10 protein-coding genes and 1 pseudogene are annotated in these 20,157 nt (G+C 34.9%); 9 read left to right on the forward strand and 2 right to left on the reverse strand.

All coding sequences use genetic code 11. The annotated features are described in order from the left end of the window. The first annotated feature begins 212 nt into the window (after positions 1-212). From BXU10_RS22490 to pheT, 5 genes and pseudogenes are all read left to right on the forward strand, one after another. Positions 213-1,270, forward strand: a pseudogene (locus tag BXU10_RS22490) (efflux RND transporter periplasmic adaptor subunit). 102 nt (positions 1,271-1,372) lie between these two features. Further along, complete coding sequence (locus tag BXU10_RS22495; protein WP_078229702.1) at positions 1,373-4,468, forward strand: efflux RND transporter permease subunit; 3,096 nt, start codon at positions 1,373-1,375, stop codon at positions 4,466-4,468. Between the two features lie 48 nt (positions 4,469-4,516). Continuing rightward, positions 4,517-5,827, forward strand: a complete 1,311-nt coding sequence (locus BXU10_RS22500) for a TolC family protein (protein WP_078229703.1) — start codon at positions 4,517-4,519, stop codon at positions 5,825-5,827. 28 nt (positions 5,828-5,855) lie between these two features. Continuing rightward, positions 5,856-6,719 carry a bestrophin family protein gene (locus tag BXU10_RS22505; protein ID WP_031454964.1) on the forward strand — a complete coding sequence of 288 codons (864 nt, stop codon included), beginning with the start codon at positions 5,856-5,858 and terminating at the stop codon, positions 6,717-6,719. Positions 6,720-7,059: 340 nt separating this feature from the next. Then, positions 7,060-9,480, forward strand: a complete 2,421-nt coding sequence (gene pheT, locus BXU10_RS22510; protein ID WP_078229704.1) for a phenylalanine--tRNA ligase subunit beta — start codon at positions 7,060-7,062, stop codon at positions 9,478-9,480. Between the two features lie 52 nt (positions 9,481-9,532). Here pheT and BXU10_RS22515 read toward each other — a convergent pair whose 3' ends face one another. Beyond that, positions 9,533-10,414 carry a DUF808 domain-containing protein gene (locus tag BXU10_RS22515; protein ID WP_078229705.1) on the reverse strand — a complete coding sequence of 294 codons (882 nt, stop codon included), beginning with the start codon at positions 10,412-10,414 and terminating at the stop codon, positions 9,533-9,535. 519 nt (positions 10,415-10,933) lie between these two features. Here BXU10_RS22515 and BXU10_RS22520 point away from each other — a divergent pair. After that, on the forward strand, positions 10,934-13,540 hold the full coding sequence (locus BXU10_RS22520; protein ID WP_078229706.1) for a T9SS type A sorting domain-containing protein: 2,607 nt from the start codon (positions 10,934-10,936) through the stop codon (positions 13,538-13,540). A gap of 73 nt (positions 13,541-13,613) precedes the next feature. Here the strand turns inward: BXU10_RS22520 and clpB are convergent, their stop codons facing one another. After that, entirely contained in the window at positions 13,614-16,223 is a 2,610-nt protein-coding gene (gene clpB, locus BXU10_RS22525; RefSeq protein WP_078229707.1) for an ATP-dependent chaperone ClpB, read from the reverse strand. A 206-nt stretch (positions 16,224-16,429) separates the two neighbouring features. Between clpB and ytxJ the strand changes: the two genes are divergently transcribed. The 3 genes from ytxJ to BXU10_RS22540 all read left to right on the forward strand — a co-directional run bounded on the left by ytxJ (position 16,430) and on the right by BXU10_RS22540 (position 19,981). Then, complete coding sequence (ytxJ, locus tag BXU10_RS22530) at positions 16,430-16,819, forward strand: bacillithiol system redox-active protein YtxJ (protein WP_078229708.1); 390 nt, start codon at positions 16,430-16,432, stop codon at positions 16,817-16,819. 151 nt (positions 16,820-16,970) lie between these two features. Then, positions 16,971-18,638 (forward strand): OstA-like protein, encoded by a 1,668-nt coding sequence (locus BXU10_RS22535; protein WP_223255539.1) that lies wholly within the window; start codon positions 16,971-16,973, stop codon positions 18,636-18,638. Positions 18,639-18,784: 146 nt separating this feature from the next. Continuing rightward, entirely contained in the window at positions 18,785-19,981 is a 1,197-nt protein-coding gene (locus tag BXU10_RS22540; RefSeq protein WP_078229710.1) for an aspartate aminotransferase family protein, read from the forward strand. Positions 19,982-20,157: the final 176 nt, after the last annotated feature.

Genomic DNA, 20,157 nt, shown 5'->3' on the forward strand with positions numbered 1-20,157 from the left:
CAAATTTATTTTTAAAAAAAAGTTTTTCAATTAAACCTTTTTTCAACACCAATGTCTAAGTTTATTAGCATTAGAAAAATTGAAACAAAATAGCTTTAAAAACACTTGTACATACAAGTGTTAAATAACCATTAAGCCCTTTTGTATTCATATCAAAAAACTAAATTTGTAATCACCAATTCGAGACATAAAACTCATTTACCTCAATTTTCATGAAACTAAAACACCTAATTTACGCCCTTATAATTATACTACTCGGGGGTTTATCACTTACCGTGTGATATCCAACAAAAAGAAAAATGAAGAATCTAAAAAATTTGGCGATAAGGACAGACCTACAACTGTTACAGGAATTGTGATCAAAACTTCGGTTTTTGACAATAATTTATCGTTATCAGGATCTATTGAAGCCAATGAACAGGTTGAGATTCACAGTGAAATTTCCGGAATTGTTGAAGGGATCTACTTTAGCGAAGGAAGTAATGTAAAGAAAGGTCAGGTACTTTTTAAGGTAAATGATATTGAATTGAGAGCTCAGCTGAGACAGGCTCAGACAAAAGAAGGTCTGGCAGGCGAAAATCAAAGAAGAGCTAAATTATTGTTACAAAAAGAGGCTATAAGCCAGGAAGAATTTGATGTTGCCAATGCGGATTACGCTTCCGCGAAAGCACAGAGACAATTGATAAGCGCACAGATTGCCAAAACTTCTGTAAAAGCGCCTTTTTCAGGAAAAATCGGATTGCGTTCTATTTCACCGGGAACTTATATTACGCCAACTGTTTTAGTAGCAAAACTGGTCAATACAGGCAAACTAAAAATCACATTCTCTATACCTGAAAAATATGCTGCTCAGGTAACTTCGGGTTCTGTTATTGATTTTTCTGTTTCAGGATCAGACAAAGTGTATAAAGCTAAAATATACGCCATCGAACCGGAGGTAGAAGTGGCAACACGTACTTTAAAAATCCGTGCCATTGCAGAAAATAGTGACGGAAAACTTTTTCCGGGAACCTTTGCCGATGTAAAACTGCCTTTAAACATTATTAAAGACGCAATCGTGATTCCATCAGAAGCTATTGTACCGATTCAGGATGGTAAAAAAGTATACATTGCCAATATGGGCAAAGCCAAAGAAATTAAAGTAGAAGCAGCCACCAGAACCGATGCTTCAGTTTTAATTTTGTCAGGATTAAAAGCAGGCGACACTTTAATTACAAGTGGTGTAATGTCTTTAAAAGACGAAGCTCCGATAAAAGTTAAAGTAAAATAAGTCTTAAAGTCTAAAGTCTTAAAGTCTAAAGTCATAAAATCTAAAGTCATAAAATCTAAAGTTTAGAAATTTAAATTTAGAGACTTAAAATCATAAAACAAAATGAGTTTATCAACCACAAGTATAAAAAGACCTGTTTTAACCATTGTACTGAATCTTTTAATTATTTTATTCGGCTTTATTGGTTATACTTTTTTGGGTGTTCGTGAATTTCCTTCCATTGATCCCGCTCAGGTTTCGATAAGGACCAATTACACAGGAGCTAATTCTGACATTATTGAATCACAGATAACCGAACCTCTGGAAAAAGCTGTAAATGCTATTGACGGAATCCGAAATATTACATCATCCAGTAATCAGGGAAGCAGTAATATTACCATCGAATTTAACTTAGACAAAAACCTTGAAGAAGCGGCAAATGATGTTCGTGACAAGGTTTCGCAGGCTGTTCGGAATTTACCACAGGATATCGATGCGCCGCCCGTTGTCTCAAAAGCAGATGCAGACAGTGAATCTATTATTTCGATGACGGTTCAGAGTGATACCCGAAGCTCTCTGGAATTGAGTGATTATGCAGAGAATGTTATTTCCCAGCGTTTAGAAACCATTCCGGGCGTGAGTGGCGTTCAGATTTGGGGACAAAAACGGTACGCCATGCGTTTATGGATTGATCCGGTAAAATTAACGGCTTACAAATGTACCGTAGCCGATGTTCGTAATGCCTTAAATGCACAAAATGTCGAATTACCTTCAGGTAAACTGACCGGAGACAATACTGAACTTACCGTAAAAACAATCGGAAATCTTTCTAAACCGGAAGAATTCAATAACATTATCATTCGTACAGAGGGCGATAAAATTATCCGTCTGAGCGATGTTGGAGGCGCAGAATTAGGACCTGAAAATATCGAAACACAATTAACATCCTCCGGGCTTCCCATGATTGGTCTGGCTATTGTGCCAATGCCAGGAGCCAATTATTTAGATATCTCATCCGAATTTTATAAAAAATACGAAACCCTGAAAAAGGATTTACCGAAAGATATCAAACTAAATATTGCACTCGATAATACGCTGTTTGTAAAGAAATCGGTATTGGAAGTTGCTGAAACTTTAGGGATTTCTATATTGTTGGTAATCATCATTATTTACCTCTTTTTTAGGGACTGGGCAATTGCCTTCAGACCTTTAATTGATATCCCTGTTTCCTTGATTGCTACATTTTTTATCATGTGGATGCTGGGATTTTCCATAAATGTATTAACCCTTTTGGCTATTGTTCTGGCAACAGGACTGGTGGTGGATGACGGAATCGTAGTTACCGAAAATATCTTCAAAAAAGTAGAAGAAGGAATGTCGCCGATTGAAGCAGCTATAAAAGGTTCTAACGAAATTTTCTACGCTGTAATTTCGATATCCGTAACGCTGGCAGCTGTATTTTTACCGGTAATTTTTCTGGAAGGTTTCGTAGGACGTCTTTTTAGGGAATTTGGCGTTGTGATTGGCTCGGCTGTATTGATTTCTGCTTTTGTATCGTTGACTTTAACACCAATGTTAAATGCGTATTTGATGAAAGGCGGCGAACAGAAAAAATCAAAATTCTATATTAAGACGGAGCCATTTTTCGAAAAAATGAATAGCGCGTATGCAGAAAGTCTTTCTAAATTTATGGATAGAAAATGGATCAGTTTCCCGATTCTGATTGCCTGTTTTGGAATCATTTATCTATTTTTCACCATCCTTCCAAAGGAAACGGCTCCTTTAGATGACCGTAGTTCTGTTGTAATGCGTATGACAACTCCGGAAGGGTCTTCTTATGAATATACAGACCGTTTCATGCAGGAGATTTCAAAATTGGTAGACGATTCTATTCCTGAGAAAAAAGTGAGTCTGGTGATTACCTCACCGGGATTTGGTTCTTCATCCGTAAATAGTGGTTTTATCAGGCTTTCGCTAAAGCAACCCGACGAAAGAGTTCGTTCTCAAAAAGATATTGCGGATAAATTAACCAAATGGACCAAGCAATATCCGGACGCTAAAACATCTGTCATTCAACAGCCTACCATTGCCGTTAACAGACGTGGCGGTTTACCTATTCAATACATTGTTCAGGCACCTACCTTTGAAAAATTAAGAGAGAAAATCCCCGTTTTCATGGAAGAAGTCGGTAAAAGCGATGTGTTCTCTATTAGTGATGTGAATCTAAAATTCAACAAACCTGAAATAAACGTAAGTATCGATCGTGAAAAAGCGGAGAGTTTAGGGATTTCGATAATGGATATTGCACAAACTTTACAGCTTTCTTTAAGCGGACAGCGTTTTGGATATTTCATTAAAAACGGAAAACAATATCAGGTAATTGGCCAGTTTAATCAGGAAGACCGTTCCAAACCGCTTGATTTGACTTCTATTTTTGTAAAAAACAAAAAAGGCGAATTGATTCAGATGGATAATGTGGTAAAAATTGTAGAACAAAGTAATCCGCCTCAATTGTACCATAATAACCGATACATGTCGGCAACAGTTTCTGCTGGTTTAGCACCCGGAAAAAGTATCAGCGATGGTATTGAGGAAATGGACCGAATTAAAGCGAAAGTTTTAGACCAGAGTTTCACCACTGATTTAAGTGGAGAATCACGAGATTTTGTCGAAAGTAGTTCCAATACTTCATTCGCCTTCGGATTAGCATTGTTGTTGATTTTCTTAATTCTGGCAGCTCAGTTTGAAAGTTTTATTGATCCGTTAATTATCATCTTAACCGTGCCAATGGCAGTTGCAGGAGCTTTATTCTCCTTATGGCTCTTCAATCAGAGCTGGAACATTTTTAGCCAGATTGGTACAGTAATGCTTATTGGACTGGTTACTAAAAATGGTATTTTAATTGTAGAATTTGCCAATCAGCTCCGGGAACAGGGAAAACCAAAATTAGAAGCCATTATGGAAGCATCAGAAGCACGTTTACGTCCGATCTTGATGACCAGTCTAGCCATTGCATTAGGAGCCTTGCCAATTGCAATGTCACTTGGAGCGGCTTCTACGAGCAGAATTGGTATGGGGGTTGTTATTGTGGGAGGTACTATTTTCTCTTTGGCATTAACCCTTTTTGTTATTCCGGCAATATATCTGATGTGGTCAAAAGCCCGAAAACATTATCCGGAATTTGATCATATTGACGAATACGAAAAAGAAAGCAAATAATTTATTAGCCTGGAATTCAATTTTAAATTTCAGTCAAAAGAAAAAAATATGAATACTAAAATTCTATTCCGTAGTTCAATACTATTCTTCTTTTGTATGATTAGTATACAAGCGCAAGAAGTTTTGACCATTGAAGAGGCTATGAAAATAGCCTTAGAAAACAATTTTGAAATAAAGATTGCCAAAAACAATACAAAAATTAGCGAAACAAATGTAACGATTGGAAATGCAGGAATGCTTCCAACAGCAACGGCTTCAGTTGTTGATAATAATAGCATTACCAATTCAACCCAGGTACGTCAGGATGGGACCTCTACATCTTTGGATAATGCGAAAAATAATAACCTGACATATGGAGTAAGTTTGGGATGGACCGTTTTTGACGGAATGAGAATGTTTGCCAGATTAGACCAATTGAAAGAACTTCAAAAATTAGGGGATACAGAGTTAAAAAGGACAATTTTAATGAAAATTGGGCAAGTCAATTCTGCCTATTATGATCTTGTACAGCAACAGCAGCAATTAGCCGCCTTAGACACTTCGATTGTAATTTCAAAACAAAGATTAGATTTGGCAAAGAACCGTTTTACAATTGGGAAAGCTTCAAAATTAGAGGTTTTAAATGCACAGGTAGACCTTAATACCGATATGGTAGCTTTGTTAAGACAAAAAGAATCTTATGCGAATTCGAAAATTTTGCTGAACCAGCATTTGGCACGTGACCCAAAAATAAATTTCACCGTAACTGATGAAGTTACGGTTGATAATAAATTACTTTTTGCAGATTTATTAGATCAGGCACAGAAACAAAATCCTGCCTTAGAGTTACAAATTATCAATAAACGTATTGCAGAACTGGAACTTAAACAGATAAAAGCAGACCGATACCCGGTTCTGAATTTAACCTCCGGTTATAATTTTACTGAAAGTCAGTCAAGTTTAGGATTTACCAGCGAAAATTCATCCAGAGGTTTTACGTATGGTTTTAATGCTTCTTTAAATATTTTTGATGGTTTTAACCAAAACAGAAATGAAAAAGTAGCAAAACTTCAAATTGAAAATTCAAAAATTGCTATCGAACAGCAAAACATGATCCTGAATACACAATTAAGTACTGCCTTCCAGACCTATTTAACCAATTTAGAACTTATTGAACTAGAAGACAGTAACGAATCTATTGCGAAACAAAATTTAGAAATCACTTTAGATAAATTCCGTATTGGAACAATCACTACTTTAGAGTTCAGAACAGCCCAATTAAATTATGTCAATGCAAAAGTACGTCACAGTAACGCAGAATATCAGGCAAAACTATCAGAAATTGCATTAAAAGAGTTAGCTGGTAATATCAGTTTTTAGTTTAAATTTGTTTCAAAATTAAAATTAAATGATCTCATATAATACTAAGGACTGGTTTTCTTTTATCTTTCGTTTTCATAAATCGGATACCGTTAGAAAACTCTTTCCCATTATGCTCGCCATAGGAGTGTATGCTGCAATTGTTGGGTATGTTGAAATTGAATATTTTAAAATTAGTAAGAACGACTATATTCATAATATTCCAATAATGCATGGAATGCTTGGATTTGTAATTTCGTTACTGCTTGTTTTTAGAACCAATACAGCATATGATCGTTGGTGGGAAGGCAGAAAACTATGGGGTTCACTTGTCAATAACAGTCGAAATCTGGCTATCAAACTTTCGGCTATTTTAAAAGACGAAAATGACAAGAAGTTTTTCAGGGAAATTATTCCAACTTACGCCTCATTTTTACAAAAACATTTAAAAGATGAGGAAACCAGCAAACAGCTTTTTGAAGATGTTGATCTCGAAATTGACCATCATAAACACAAGCCAAATCAGGTTAAAAGAATGATGTACCATAAAATTAATTCTTTGTACGAGGCAAAAAAAATTACAGGAGACCAACTTATAACGTTAAACGAAGAATTGCAATCTTTTACAGATATATGTGGTGCTTGCGAGCGAATCAAGAACACTCCTATTCCCTACTCATACAGTGCGTTTATCAAGAAGTTTATCTTTTTTTATACCATGACACTTCCTTTTGGATATTCAGTTAGTCTAGGATATTATGTAGCTCCTGTGGTGGTTTTCATTTTTTATGTATTAGCAAGCTTAGAACTTATTGCCGAAGAAATTGAAGATCCTTTTGGAGATGACGAAAATGATCTGCCAACCAAAAAGATAGCTGAGAACATTAAAAAACATGTTGAAGAACTGATTTAAACTTAAAATAAAAAAGCAAAACAAACACCTGTACAATAAAATTTTAACTTTACAATTCCGTTTTAAACCAGTATACATTAAGCAATACAACTACAGACAATTACAATTTAAGCTATAGTGGAAACGGCAGTTTCTGGATAATTGTACATGCCGGAGTTTGTACGACCAAATAATTTAAAACTGATAAATAAAGAGAGAATTTAAGTTCTCTCTTTATTTAATCTAATTTCATGTCTTTTAAATTTGAAAAATAGTCACGGGCAAAAAACAAAAAAATAGTTTCCAACTCCCGCAATCAATCCTTATATTTACACCTTTATTTAAGAACAATAGCGTTAACATGAAAATATCTTATAACTGGTTAAAACAATTCATTAAAACAGACTGGACATCAGAGCAAACCTCTGAATTACTGACGGATTTAGGTCTTGAAGTCGAAATTGTCGAAAAATATCAATCAGTAAAAGGCGGATTAGAAGGAGTTGTAATAGGACACGTTCTTACTTGCGAAAAACATCCTGATGCAGACAGATTAAAAGTTACCACCTTAGATATTGGTTTAGAAAATCCAATTCAGGTAGTTTGCGGTGCTTCAAATGTTGCAGCAGGACAAAAAGTACCCGTTGCTACTATCGGAACCATTTTATATGATAAAGAAGGCGGAGAATTTACCATTAAAAAAGGTAAAATTCGTGGTCAGGAAAGTCACGGAATGATTTGTGCCGAGGATGAATTAGGTCTTGGATCCGGACATGAAGGAATCATGGTTCTGGACGAAGCTTTAAAACCGGGAACTCCTGCGGCTGATGTTTTTAAAATTGCCAACGATGAAGTTTTTGAAATTGGATTAACCCCCAACCGTGCCGATGCCATGAGCCATTTTGGTACAGCCCGTGATTTAAGAGCCGGAATGCTGCAACGTGGAGTAAACGTAGAATTAATCACACCTTCTGTGAGTAATTTTAGGGTTGACATGCGCACACTGAAAATTGATGTTAGTGTAGAGGAACCTGCATTAGCGCCAAGATATTGTGGTGTAACTATTTCCGGGATTACAGTAGAAGAATCTCCGACATGGCTAAAAGATCGTTTAAAAGCTATTGGATTAACTCCAAAAAATAACATAGTAGACGTTACGAATTATGTTTTACACGAATTAGGACAACCTTTACATGCTTTCGATGCTTCAAAAATCAACGGAAAAGTAATTGTAAAAACACTTCCTGAAGGAACAAAGTTTGTTACTTTGGATGATGTTGAAAGAACGCTACACAAAGAAGATTTAATGATTTGTGACGAAAAAGGACCACTTTGCATTGCCGGTGTCTTTGGCGGAAAAAAATCAGGAGTTTCTGACGGAACTACTTGTATATTTCTGGAAAGTGCTTATTTTGATGCTGTAAGCGTTCGAAAAACAGCAAAAAGACATCAATTGAATACAGATGCTTCGTTCAGGTTCGAAAGAGGAATTGATCCAACTATCACAGAATATGCTTTGAAGCGTGCTGCCCTTTTAATTCAGGAAGTAGCAGGTGGAAAAATCACGTCAGATGTTATAGAAGTATATCCTAAAAAAGTAGAAGATTTTTCTGTTTTACTGAATTTCAGCCATGTATCTAAAATTATCGGACAGGAAATTCCAAAAGATACTATCAAAAAAATATTAGTTTCTCTTGACATTAAAGTAAATAGTGTTTCTGATTCCGGCTTAGGATTAACGATTCCGGCTTATCGGGTTGATGTACAGCGCGAAATAGATGTAATCGAAGAAATTTTAAGAGTTTATGGTTATAACAATATTGAGTTTTCTAAAAAGTTCAACGCAACTGTTTCTAACTCACCAAGAACAGACGATTACAAAGTACAAAATGTAATTGCGTCACAATTGAACTCTCAGGGTTTTCATGAAATGATGGCAAATTCGTTAACAACAGCTGCGTACACAAAATTATCTGCCGTTTTAAAAGAAGAACACAACGTTACAATGCTAAATCCTTTGAGCAGTGATTTATCGACGATGCGCCAATCATTATTATTCTCAGGTTTAGAAGCGATTTCATACAACATTAACCGAAGAAATTCTGATTTGAAATTATTTGAATTTGGAAAAACATACCATAAATACCTAAGCGGATACGAAGAACACAAACATCTTACTTTATTCATATCTGGAAACAGAAATAAAGAAAGCTGGACAAATCCACAAAAAACTACAGATTTCTTTTTATTGAAAGGATATGTAACCGGAGTTTTGAATCGTTTAGGAATTGAAAAAATTTCGAATACACCTTCTCAATCTGATATTTTCTCTGAAGGGACGGCGAAGGTATACAATAATGAGGTTTTGGTCGAAATTGGACTAATTAAAAAATCTATATTAAAACATTTCGGAATTAAACAAGATGTATTTTATGCCGATTTTAAATGGGATTTGATTTTAAAAATCATTACCGGAAAAATAAAATATACTGAAATCCCTAAATACCCTGAAGTTCGCAGGGATTTGGCTTTATTGATTGATGAAAAAACAACTTACGAAAGCATTTATAACCTGGCAAAACAAACAGAGAAAGCGCTCTTAAAAGATGTTAATCTCTTTGACGTTTACGAAGGCAAAAACCTTCCGGAAGGCAAAAAATCATACGCACTGAGCTTTACGATTCAGGACAATACCAAAACGCTTACTGATGGTCAGATTGATAAAATTATGACCAAATTACAGCAAACTTTTGAAACAGAACTTGGAGCAAGTTTAAGATAAGATGATAAAAAAAACACCGGCATTTGCCGGTGTTTTTTTTATACTGAATATTCTAGTTAACCTTTTTAAACAATTTCTTAAACAAATTCACAACAACTAAAACTACAAGTCCTAATACAAGCCCAACAACAAATTCTTTTATAATTGCAGGCATATTAATTTTAGGTGATAAATCATGAAAAAATGGAATGTAATGAACAAAAATACCTCCGGCAACTAATAATAAAGCGATTGTACCAATTACAGTTAAACTTTTTATAACTAACGGCAGTGCTTTAACCAAAATATTACCTATAAATTTTGAAACACTTTTATCTCTTTTACTAAATTTAATCAGCTTATAACCTGCTTCATCCATTCTGACAATAAGAGCTACAATACCATAAACACCAACTGTTGCTACTAAGGCAATTATTGAAGTCACGATAATTTGCTGAGTAATTGGTTTTCCAATTACAGTACCTAAAGCAATAATTACAATCTCTACTGATAATATAAAGTCAGTTACAATTGCTGATTTAATTTTACCTTTTTCAGCTTCCAGAATTTCTTCTTCCGTAAAAGTTTCGCCTGTTATTCCTTCTGAATCTTCATGCGAATGAGGAAATACAAATTCGTAGATTTTTTCAGCTCCTTCGTAAGCCAAAAACAATCCTCCAAGTACAAGAATTACAATAATTGCAAAAGGTAAAAATGCACTTAATAAAAATGCGATTGGCAAAATAATAATTTTGTTAAGAAGCGAACCTTTACTAATTGCCCAAAGCACAGGAAGCTCTCTCGAAGAAGCAAATCCAGAAGCTTTTTCAGCATTTACAGCTAAATCATCACCAAGAATACCGGCAGTTTTCTTTGCTGCAACTTTACTCATTACTGCAACATCATCCATGATTGCTGCTATATCGTCTAATAGTACGAAAAAACCTGATGCCATTATATTTTGTAGTTAAATTTTAATTGTGCGAATCTACTACTTTTTGATTATTTTATCTATAAAATTTTAACTGCATTGTCCTAAAAGGAACCAAAGAATAATAAAAATTATAATTGTTCCGAAACAACCGCCTCCTAATTTTTTCGCACCGTATCCGGCAAGCAATCCTCTAAATAAATTGTTCATGATATATATTTTTAATTGTAAGTAAATTTCAGAACTTAATCCGTAAACGCACTTATAAAACTTTTAAAATAAGTTTCATGATTTACGGATATAGTGAATCAATTCTATTCCGAAAATATTTTAATTACTTTAATACTGGTTAACTTTTACCAATTATGAGGTAATTATCTACATATTAAAAAAATAATTTTACTTCTAACTTGCTTTATCAATGAAAGTTAAAAGCCACAAGTAATTAATAAGCATTTTTTACACAAACAGAAATAGTTTACAAAACTTATTAATCCAGTCAGAAATTTTATTTCAAAAAAATAACAACCAAAAATCCCTATTATGAAAGAAAAAAAAATACTTCATTTTCTACCATTTCTATTTTTTAGCGTCATTATGCTATTTGCAGAAAAATTAAATGCACAAACGAATTTAGCTTTGTTAAATTCGACAAAAATTACTACATCACATGTGTCTCCTTGGGAAAGCCTTAATGCTGTAAATGATGGGTTTTCTCCGATTAGCTCAGAAGACAGAACCAATCCTGTTTATGGAAACTGGGACGGAGAAGCAGCTTACAACACTTATAACTGGATTGAATACGAATGGGATTTTGCCCACGAAATAAATTCTGTTGGAGTCTATTGGTTTACAGATTATGGTGGTATTGGACAACCTACAAATGCGTACATTCAATATTGGAATGGAATTAGTTGGGTAAATGCTGGTAACATTGGATTAGCTTTAAACCAGTTCAATACTATCGAAAATCTAAGCTTTAAATCCAGAAAATTAAGAATCTATATGAAAAGCGCAACAGCAACGGGCGTAACTGAATTTCAAGCTTTTGGTATTCAAACCACTGAATGTAATGCTACTGAAGTTACAGCTAATCTTGTTGTAAATAACGGTCAGGAAAAAAATGTCAATTTTGCTGTAATTTCTTCAGACGATAACATACAATTTAAACCTTCGATAGCTAATATGGAAGTTGGTGCTAAAATGAAATGGTCTGGCCCAAATAACTTTACATCTTTGGATCAAAACATCACTTTGTCTAATTTACAGGAAGTAAATTCAGGAACCTATACGTTCTTATATATCAACAATTGCGGCACCGAAAGTTCTGTAGACTTTTATTTAACCGTTAAAGGAGAAAATAGTAATTTTACTTCATGGCCAGCTTATGACTCAACACTTCATTATGATTTTAAAAGCGATTATCCGGATTTTCCAAAACCATTAAAAAATTTAGAAGAAGACTATCCCGGATATAGCGGATGTAACAGTACTTCGTCAAGAAACTATGGTTCATGGACCTTTGTTAAAGGACCAAATGCCAACCCTTTAGTGACAGATGTTGCTGTAGATGCATTATTAAAACGTTTAGATGGAGATTTTACTTTCCTAAGGGATAATATGGGGTGGCCACCAGACAAATTGTACAGAGCAGGATATCGCAGTTCAGTATACTTATATGGATCTGGATTATGTACCGACACTGCATCGAATACAGATTTAGGAGGATGGCAAAGCGGAGTTGGCACTCCTGATGGTGAAAGTTGGCCAATGGTACTTTTATCTTATTATCCTGTAGCCAGTTTCGACCCTAATACTACTTTTCCCGATGCTCAATATCAAACAGGAGCTTGTACACATGAAGGTATTCATGCTATATACGCATCCTTGCCCGGATGCAGAAAATCAGCCTGGTTTCATGAGGGTTCTAACGTTTGGCTGCAAACTGTTTTGGATATAAAAAAAACAGGCAGCCAGAACTACAGCAATGTTGATTTGGGGTGGTTAAGTGCCGGGTCTGTAATTGCTCCTTTTATTCCAATAGAATGTTACAGCGGATGGCTTCAGGATGGAACCTTTGGAGGCCCTTCTGCTGAAGGTGTAGATTCCGGAGTTCAGAATGAAAATGGCGTTACTTTAAGATTGACCAGAGATATTATTGGCGGCGTTCAATATAGTTCTGTATTTCCAACCTTCTTGGGTGAAATTGTTGGTGAAAAAAGTTTACCATGGATCTGGAATTATTGTGAAGGGCGTGTATTAGAAGGCATAGCAAATGGTAATGGAACCGTTAATGGCATTGGTGACACTAAAATGCGTAAAATGGTTCAGGAATACAGAGCCAGATTAGCATTGGCTGATTTCGGAAAATTCGAGCAGCCAATTTTAAGTTTATACCGCAATAATATGGGACGTGAATTAGGTCCTGAGCAACCGGCTCTTATAAATGTAGAAAAATGGAAAGCAACACCTTACGCTAAAACAACAACAGACGAAAACGGATACTTAATCCCAGAAGAAAAAACCTTACCTGGCTGGTCAGGAGCTAATTTTATTCCGATTCATGTTCAAGGAAATCAGGCTACATTGTTTTTTGAACCATTAGGAAAAAATATGTCAATACAATTATGCTATCGTACCAAAGAAGGAAAAACCATATATTCTCAGCCCGTGTACGCCGGAGATTGCACAATTTCTTTCGATCAGGGTATACCGGCAAATGGGGTTATATTTGCAGTAATCTGTAATTCAGATTATATTTTTAAAGATGAATCTACCCGAAAAACTAAATTTAATTACAAAATTAAACTTGGAGAAGGTGCTATAAGTACAGCCGGAATAGATAAAAATTGGTGGGACTGGAAAGCTGTTATTTCTGAAAATCTTTCTGTAGTTAACAATTCAGGTTCAAATTTTATTATTTATCCAAATCCTACAAATATTTCTTCACTAATTAATATTAAATTACCCAATACCAACTCTGGTACTGTTGGCTTAAAAATAACCAATACTCAGGGACAGGTAATATTCGAAAAAAGAAATTATAATCCTGAAGAACAATATTATACAGGAGGTTTATCACAAGGAGTTTATTTTGTAACTGTAGAAACACAAAATTTCAAACAAACAAAAAAAATTATAGTAAAATAAATAATTCTGCACCTGTAAGATAAAGAAAACACCAACATTGCTGTTGGTGTTTTCTTTATTGAATTAATGTTCATTATGAATGCTCTACTCTTTCTGTTTGATTTCTAAAAACCAATTTACCATCAAAAGCATCAATTAAAATAATACTGTCTGTTGTAATATTTCCTGCCAGAATTTCTTTAGATAACTGATTTAAAACTTCTCTTTGGATTACCCTTTTTACCGGTCTTGCTCCAAATTCCGGATCATACCCTTTATCTGAAAGATATTTGATTCCTTCAGGTGTTGAATCCATTGTAATGCCTTGCAATGCCAGCATTTTGTTAACACTTTTAAGCTGTAAACTCACAATTCTAGAAATATTATCAACTGTTAATGGCGTAAACATTACAATTTCGTCGATACGGTTTATAAATTCCGGACGAACCGTTTGTTTCAATAAACCTAAAACTTCAACCTTTGCAGCTTCAGTTGCCGCTTCGACACTTCCTTTCAAATTTTCAAATTTCTCTTGTATAATCTGACTTCCCATGTTAGAAGTCATGATGATAATCGTGTTTTTAAAATCTGCCAGACGGCCTTTATTATCAGTTAGTCGGCCTTCATCTAAAACCTGCAACAGAATATTGAAAGTATCCGGATGTGCTTTTTCGATCTCGTCTAATAAAATCACAGAATACGGTTTTCTACGTACCGCTTCTGTCAATTGACCACCTTCATCATACCCTACATATCCCGGAGGTGCACCAACTAAACGGCTCACACTGTGACGTTCCTGATACTCACTCATGTCAATACGTGTCATGGCATTTTCATCGTCAAAAAGATATTCGGCCAATGCCTTTGCCAACTCTGTTTTACCAACTCCGGTTGTTCCTAAAAACAAGAACGTTCCAACCGGTTTTTTCATATCCTGCAAACCGGCACGACTTCTTCGAACAGCATCACTAACTGCTTCAATTGCTTCTTCCTGACCAACTACTCTTCTATGCAGCTCCTCTTCAAGATGAAGGAGTTTTTCCCTTTCTGTCTGAAGCATTTTCATTAACGGAATTCCTGTCCATTTTGCTACAACTTCTGCAATATCTTCGCGGGTTACTTCTTCTTTAATCAAAGAATTTCCGGATTGATATTCTTGCAATTGTTTCAATAAAACGTCAAGACGTTCCTGAGCTTCTTTGATCTTTCCATAACGAATTTCAGCCACTTTTCCGTAATCACCTTCTCTTTCAGCACGTTCTGCTTCGTGTTTAAAATCTTCAATTTCTAATTTCACTGCCTGAACTCCATCTACAACATCTTTTTCAGATTTCCATTTGGTATAGATTACATTTCGTTCTTCTTTTAAATTAGCCAGATCCATACGCAGGATTTTAAGCTTAGCTTCTTCTTTTTCACGTTTAATGGCTTCAATTTCAATTTCTAACTGCATTATTTTACGATCTAAAACATCCAGTTCTTCTGGTTTTGAATTGATTTCCATACGCAATTTAGAAGCCGCTTCATCCATCAGATCAATCGCTTTATCCGGTAAAAATCGATTTGTAATATAACGTTGTGAAAGTTCTACAGCTGCTATAATTGCTTCATCTTTAATCTGAACTTTGTGATGCGTTTCATATTTTTCTTTTATTCCACGTAAAATCGAAATCGCACTTTCAGTATCGGGTTCGTCTACTAAAACTTTTTGAAAACGGCGCTCCAAAGCTTTATCTTTTTCAAAATATTTTTGATATTCATCTAATGTCGTTGCCCCAATCGCTCTTAATTCACCACGAGCTAAAGCCGGTTTCAGGATATTAGCCGCATCCATAGCCCCTTCACCGCCGCCTGCGCCTACAAGTGTGTGAATCTCATCGATAAATAAAACGATATCACCTTCGGCAGCCGTTACTTCCTTAACAACAGATTTTAAACGCTCTTCAAATTCTCCTTTGTATTTTGCACCGGCAATAAGCGCTCCCATGTCAAGGGAGAAAACGATTTTGTCTTTTAGGTTTTCTGGCACATCGCCATCAACAATTCTGTGGGCCAAACCCTCTGCAATTGCTGTCTTACCAACACCTGGTTCCCCCACCAGCATTGGATTATTTTTGGTTCTGCGGGTAAGAATTTGTAATACACGACGAATTTCTTCATCACGACCAATAACCGGATCCAATTTGCCTGTACGTGCTAGTTCGTTTAAGTTTTTAGCATATTTATTAAGAGCGTTATAAGTTTCCTCTGCTGAAGCCGAAGTTACTCTTTCGCCCTTTCTAAGTTCTTCAATAGTGGTTTTCAAAGCTTTTCCGGTAACCCCCTGATCTTTTAAAATTTGGGCAACTTTACTTTTTGAGTCAAAAATGGCTAAAATTAAATGTTCGATCGAAACATATTCGTCGCTCATTTTTTGTGCAATAATTTCGGCTTCATTCAAAGCTTTATTCGCATCTCTGGAAAGCAATATATCTCCACCCGAAACTTTTGGAAAACTCTGAATCGTACTATCCAGAACTTGTAAAAACAAAGGCACATTTACGTTGAGTTTCTTCAAAATGAATGGTGCCACATTTTCATCAACCTCAAAAATGGCTTTAAAAATATGTTCGTTTTCTATTTGCTGTTGTCCGTATCGTTGCGCCAATTGTTGAGAAAGCTGTATGGCTTCCTGCGATTTAGTCGTAAATTTATTTATATTCATATCTGTAAGATTTAGGATTGCATTATTATTTTTTAATACTCGATAACATTAAAATTAGAATTTATTGCATTACATTTTAACTTTAAATACCATAACTTTGTTTCCTGTTTCAAAATATATTCCATACTAAAATTACAGACAAAATGACATTTAAAACTACTTTTTAGTTAATTTTAAACGTCAAAAAGTCATAAAACAAGCCAAATATGAGTTTTTTTAATTCAATCTTCGGAAGTTCAGACAATTCAGAAGCACCAAAAAGTAACGTAAACTGGACGGAATTAACAGATATTCTTCAATTACAGGAAGTTGAAGCAATATCAAACGAAAAACCAGTTGTAATTTTCAAACACAGCACACGATGCAGCATTAGCCGAATGGCTTTGAAACAATTTGAAAGAGAATATGATCTTGAAAATGTTGTTAATGCTTACTTTTTAGATTTGATTGCACATCGCGATATTTCAAACGAAATTGCAGACAAATTTAATGTCTATCACGAATCCCCACAATTGATTTTAATCAAAAATGGAAAAGCCGTTTATAATGTTTCACACAGCGATATTGATGCTACAGCGTTAAAAAACAAGATTTAGTTTTCTTCTGTTTAAAATACAATTAAGAAGGCAGAGTTTACATCTCTGCCTTTTTTATTTCCACAAATTGTATTGATTTACCATTATAAATAAATCATAATATCTATTATCGTTGCTACCTTTTTTATAAATTTGACAAAAATTAAATCAATTGAAGAAATTACTCTTTTTCATATCTTTTTGTTTGCTTTTAGGAAGTATTGAAAGCTTATTTGCACAAGCTCCTAAAAAAATAGTAGTTGAAAACTCAGACTTTTCAGATGTCAACGAAGTAGAAATTCCCGGTGCTCTTCTGCTTACCGGAAATGTAAAAATAAATCATGATGGTGTAGTCCTTACTTGCAATAAAGCCTATTTCTTTCAAAAAGAAAATTATATTAAAGCTTTCGGAAACGTGCAACTCGTACAAGGTGATACATTATTCTTAAACAGCAAATATGCTGAATACAGCGGTAACGTAAAAAAAGCTTTCGCAACCGGAAATGCAGTGATGACCTCTCCGGATGCAACTTTACAAACAGACACCATCAATTTTGACCGAAATGTACAGGAAGTTTTTTACAATACTAAAGGTACAATTGTCAACAAAGACAATACTTTAGTAAGTAAATCCGGAAGATATTACGTAGCTCAGAAAAAATTTCAGTTTTTAACGGAAGTAACGCTTACAAACCCGAAATATGTTATGAAATCTAATCACTTAGATTATTACAGCAACTCCGGGCACTCTTATTTATTTGGTCCATCAACCATTACAAGTAAAACAAATTATATTTATACCGAAAATGGTTTTTATGACACCAAGAAAAACCTGGCACATTTCCTTCGAAAATCGTACATAAAATACAATGACCGGCGAATAGAAGGCGACAGCCTATTCTATAATCGAAATACCGAATTTGCTTCCGCAACACGAAACGTAAAAATTACAGATTCTATCAACAAAGGAATCGTAAAAGGTCATTACGCCGAATTATATAAACTAAAAGATTCTATGTATGTAACTAAAAGAGCGGTTGCTATAAATCTGGTTGAAAAAGATTCAGTTTATATACACGGTAAAAAATTAATGGTTACCGGAAAAGAAGGTGAAAGAATTATCAGAGCCTTTAAGAATGTTCGTTTTTACAAAATCGATATGAGCGGAAAATGTGATTCGCTTCATTCAAACAGTAAAACTGCGCTCACAAAATTAATAGGAAACCCAATTTTATGGAGTGAAGAAAATCAAATTACGGGTGATATTATGCATTTAATTGGAAACAATACTACCCGAAAAATAGACTCGCTAAAAGTACTCAACAATACTTTTATCATCTCAAAGGACACCCTCGGCACAGGGTATAATCAGGTCAAAGGGCTCAATTTATTTGGGAAATTCAAAGATGGAAAATTACATTATGTAGATGTAATAAAAAACACAGAAGCTATTTACTATGCCCGAAATGATGCCAATGAATTAGTAGGAATCAATAAAAACGTAAGTAGTAAAATCAATCTGATTATAGAAAACAATGCTATTGAAAACATTACTTTTTTCAATAATGTTAATGGAAATCTTTACCCTGAAGCCGAGTTGCCAGAAAATGACCGTAAACTAAGAGGTTTTGTCTGGCGTGGAGATGAGAGAATAAAATCAAAAGATGATATTTTTCCTCCTGAAGAAAACGAACTCAACGATAAATTAATCAAAGAAGGAAAAGCTGAAGAAGCCAAACCAAATGTTCCGATGAAAGTCAGGAAGGAAACATTAAATTACGACAAAAAGAAACCTGCTGCAAAAAACGGTACAATGCCAGGCGTAAAAACTAAAAAATAATTCAGATTACAGTTTTCGATATAATAAATTTTCCGTCACTATGCTTAAAGATGTCGATATACCTTTTTAGAATTGGCAAAAACTAACATAAGCTTAAAATTTAAAACTCAGAACCTTAGTATCTTTGCTACTTAGAACCTCAAAAAATGAATCCAGATTTTATAAAATATCAGGCACAAACTTCACCATACCCACTTGGAATGGAAGTTTCACACGCATTTGGTTCTTATATTTACGATGCCAACAATAAAAAATATTTAGATTTTGTTGCTGGAGTCTCTGCTTGTACACTTGGACATGTACACCCAAGAGTCAATAAGGCAATAAAAGATCAACTGGATAAATATTCACACGTAATGGTTTACGGAGAATATTCACAAAGCCCAGCCGTTCAATATTGCAAATTAATAGCTTCACTCCTGCCCAAATCTTTAAACAAAACCTATTTAGTCAACTCAGGTACAGAAGCAATCGAAGGCGCCCTTAAATTAGCCAAACGTTCAACAGGACGCAGTCAATTAATTTCCTGTCATAACGCATACCACGGAAACACCATGGGCTCTATGAGTGTTATGGGATTCGAAGAACGCAAACAAGCCTTTCGTCCATTACTTCCGGATGTTGATTTTATCACTTTCAATAACGAAGAAGATTTACAAAAAATAACTACACGAACAGCTGCAATTTTACTTGAAACCATTCAGGGAGGAGCTGGTTTTATTGAACCAAAAGACAACTTTCTGCAAAAAGTACGCAAACGATGTGACGAAGTAGGTGCTATGATGATTGTAGACGAAATTCAGCCTGGTTTTGGCCGCACCGGAAAATTATTCGGTTTCCAAAACTACGATGTCGTTCCGGATATTGTTGTAATGGGAAAAGGAATGGGTGGCGGAATGCCGGTAGGAGCTTTTACAGCATCTGCAGAAAAAATGAATCTCTTAACTGAGAACCCAAAATTAGGACATATAACCACATTTGGAGGTCATCCTGTCATTGCGTCAGCCTGTTTAGCGACTTTACAGGAATTAACTGAAACTAATCTGATGCAGGAAACTTTAGAAAAGGAAAAACTCTTCAGATCACTTTTGGTACACCCTTTGATAAAAGAAATTAGAGGAAAAGGATTAATGCTTGCACCAATGACTGAAAGTCCGGAAATAACCAATCAGGTAATTTTAAACTGTCAGGAAAAAGGACTCATCTTATTCTGGTTATTATTTGAAGGATGTGCCATAAGAATAACACCGCCATTAACTATTTCTGAAGAAGAAATAAAAGAAGGATGTGCTGTAATTCTCGAAGTTATGGATGAAATTTTAAAAAAAGAACAAAAAGCATAATCAGGAGCTATTTCCAGCACACGAGGCAAAGACGAACTGTCGAAGCAATACACTATATCTTTTATTTTTTAAAGAAAAAAAACAAAAGGATGTCGTTCCTATCTGAGCCAGGCCGCTGAATTAAAAATAAAAACCAGAATATCAAACAAATAATCTTTTATAAATCAAAAGATTAA

The sequence above is a fragment of the Flavobacterium sp. LM4 genome, assembly GCF_002017935.1.
GTDB lineage: Bacteria > Bacteroidota > Bacteroidia > Flavobacteriales > Flavobacteriaceae > Flavobacterium > Flavobacterium chungangense.

Coding starts and splice junctions, on each gene's coding strand:
- pheT (WP_078229704.1), top strand. CDS start 7,060: ATGAAAATATCTTATAACTGGTTAAAACAATTCATTAAAACAGACTGG.
- BXU10_RS22500 (WP_078229703.1), top strand. CDS start 4,517: ATGAATACTAAAATTCTATTCCGTAGTTCAATACTATTCTTCTTTTGT.
- BXU10_RS22505 (WP_031454964.1), top strand. CDS start 5,856: ATGATCTCATATAATACTAAGGACTGGTTTTCTTTTATCTTTCGTTTT.
- ytxJ (WP_078229708.1), top strand. CDS start 16,430: ATGAGTTTTTTTAATTCAATCTTCGGAAGTTCAGACAATTCAGAAGCA.
- BXU10_RS22515 (WP_078229705.1), bottom strand. CDS start 10,414: ATGGCATCAGGTTTTTTCGTACTATTAGACGATATAGCAGCAATCATG.
- clpB (WP_078229707.1), bottom strand. CDS start 16,223: ATGAATATAAATAAATTTACGACTAAATCGCAGGAAGCCATACAGCTT.
- BXU10_RS22495 (WP_078229702.1), top strand. CDS start 1,373: ATGAGTTTATCAACCACAAGTATAAAAAGACCTGTTTTAACCATTGTA.
- BXU10_RS22520 (WP_078229706.1), top strand. CDS start 10,934: ATGAAAGAAAAAAAAATACTTCATTTTCTACCATTTCTATTTTTTAGC.
- BXU10_RS22540 (WP_078229710.1), top strand. CDS start 18,785: ATGAATCCAGATTTTATAAAATATCAGGCACAAACTTCACCATACCCA.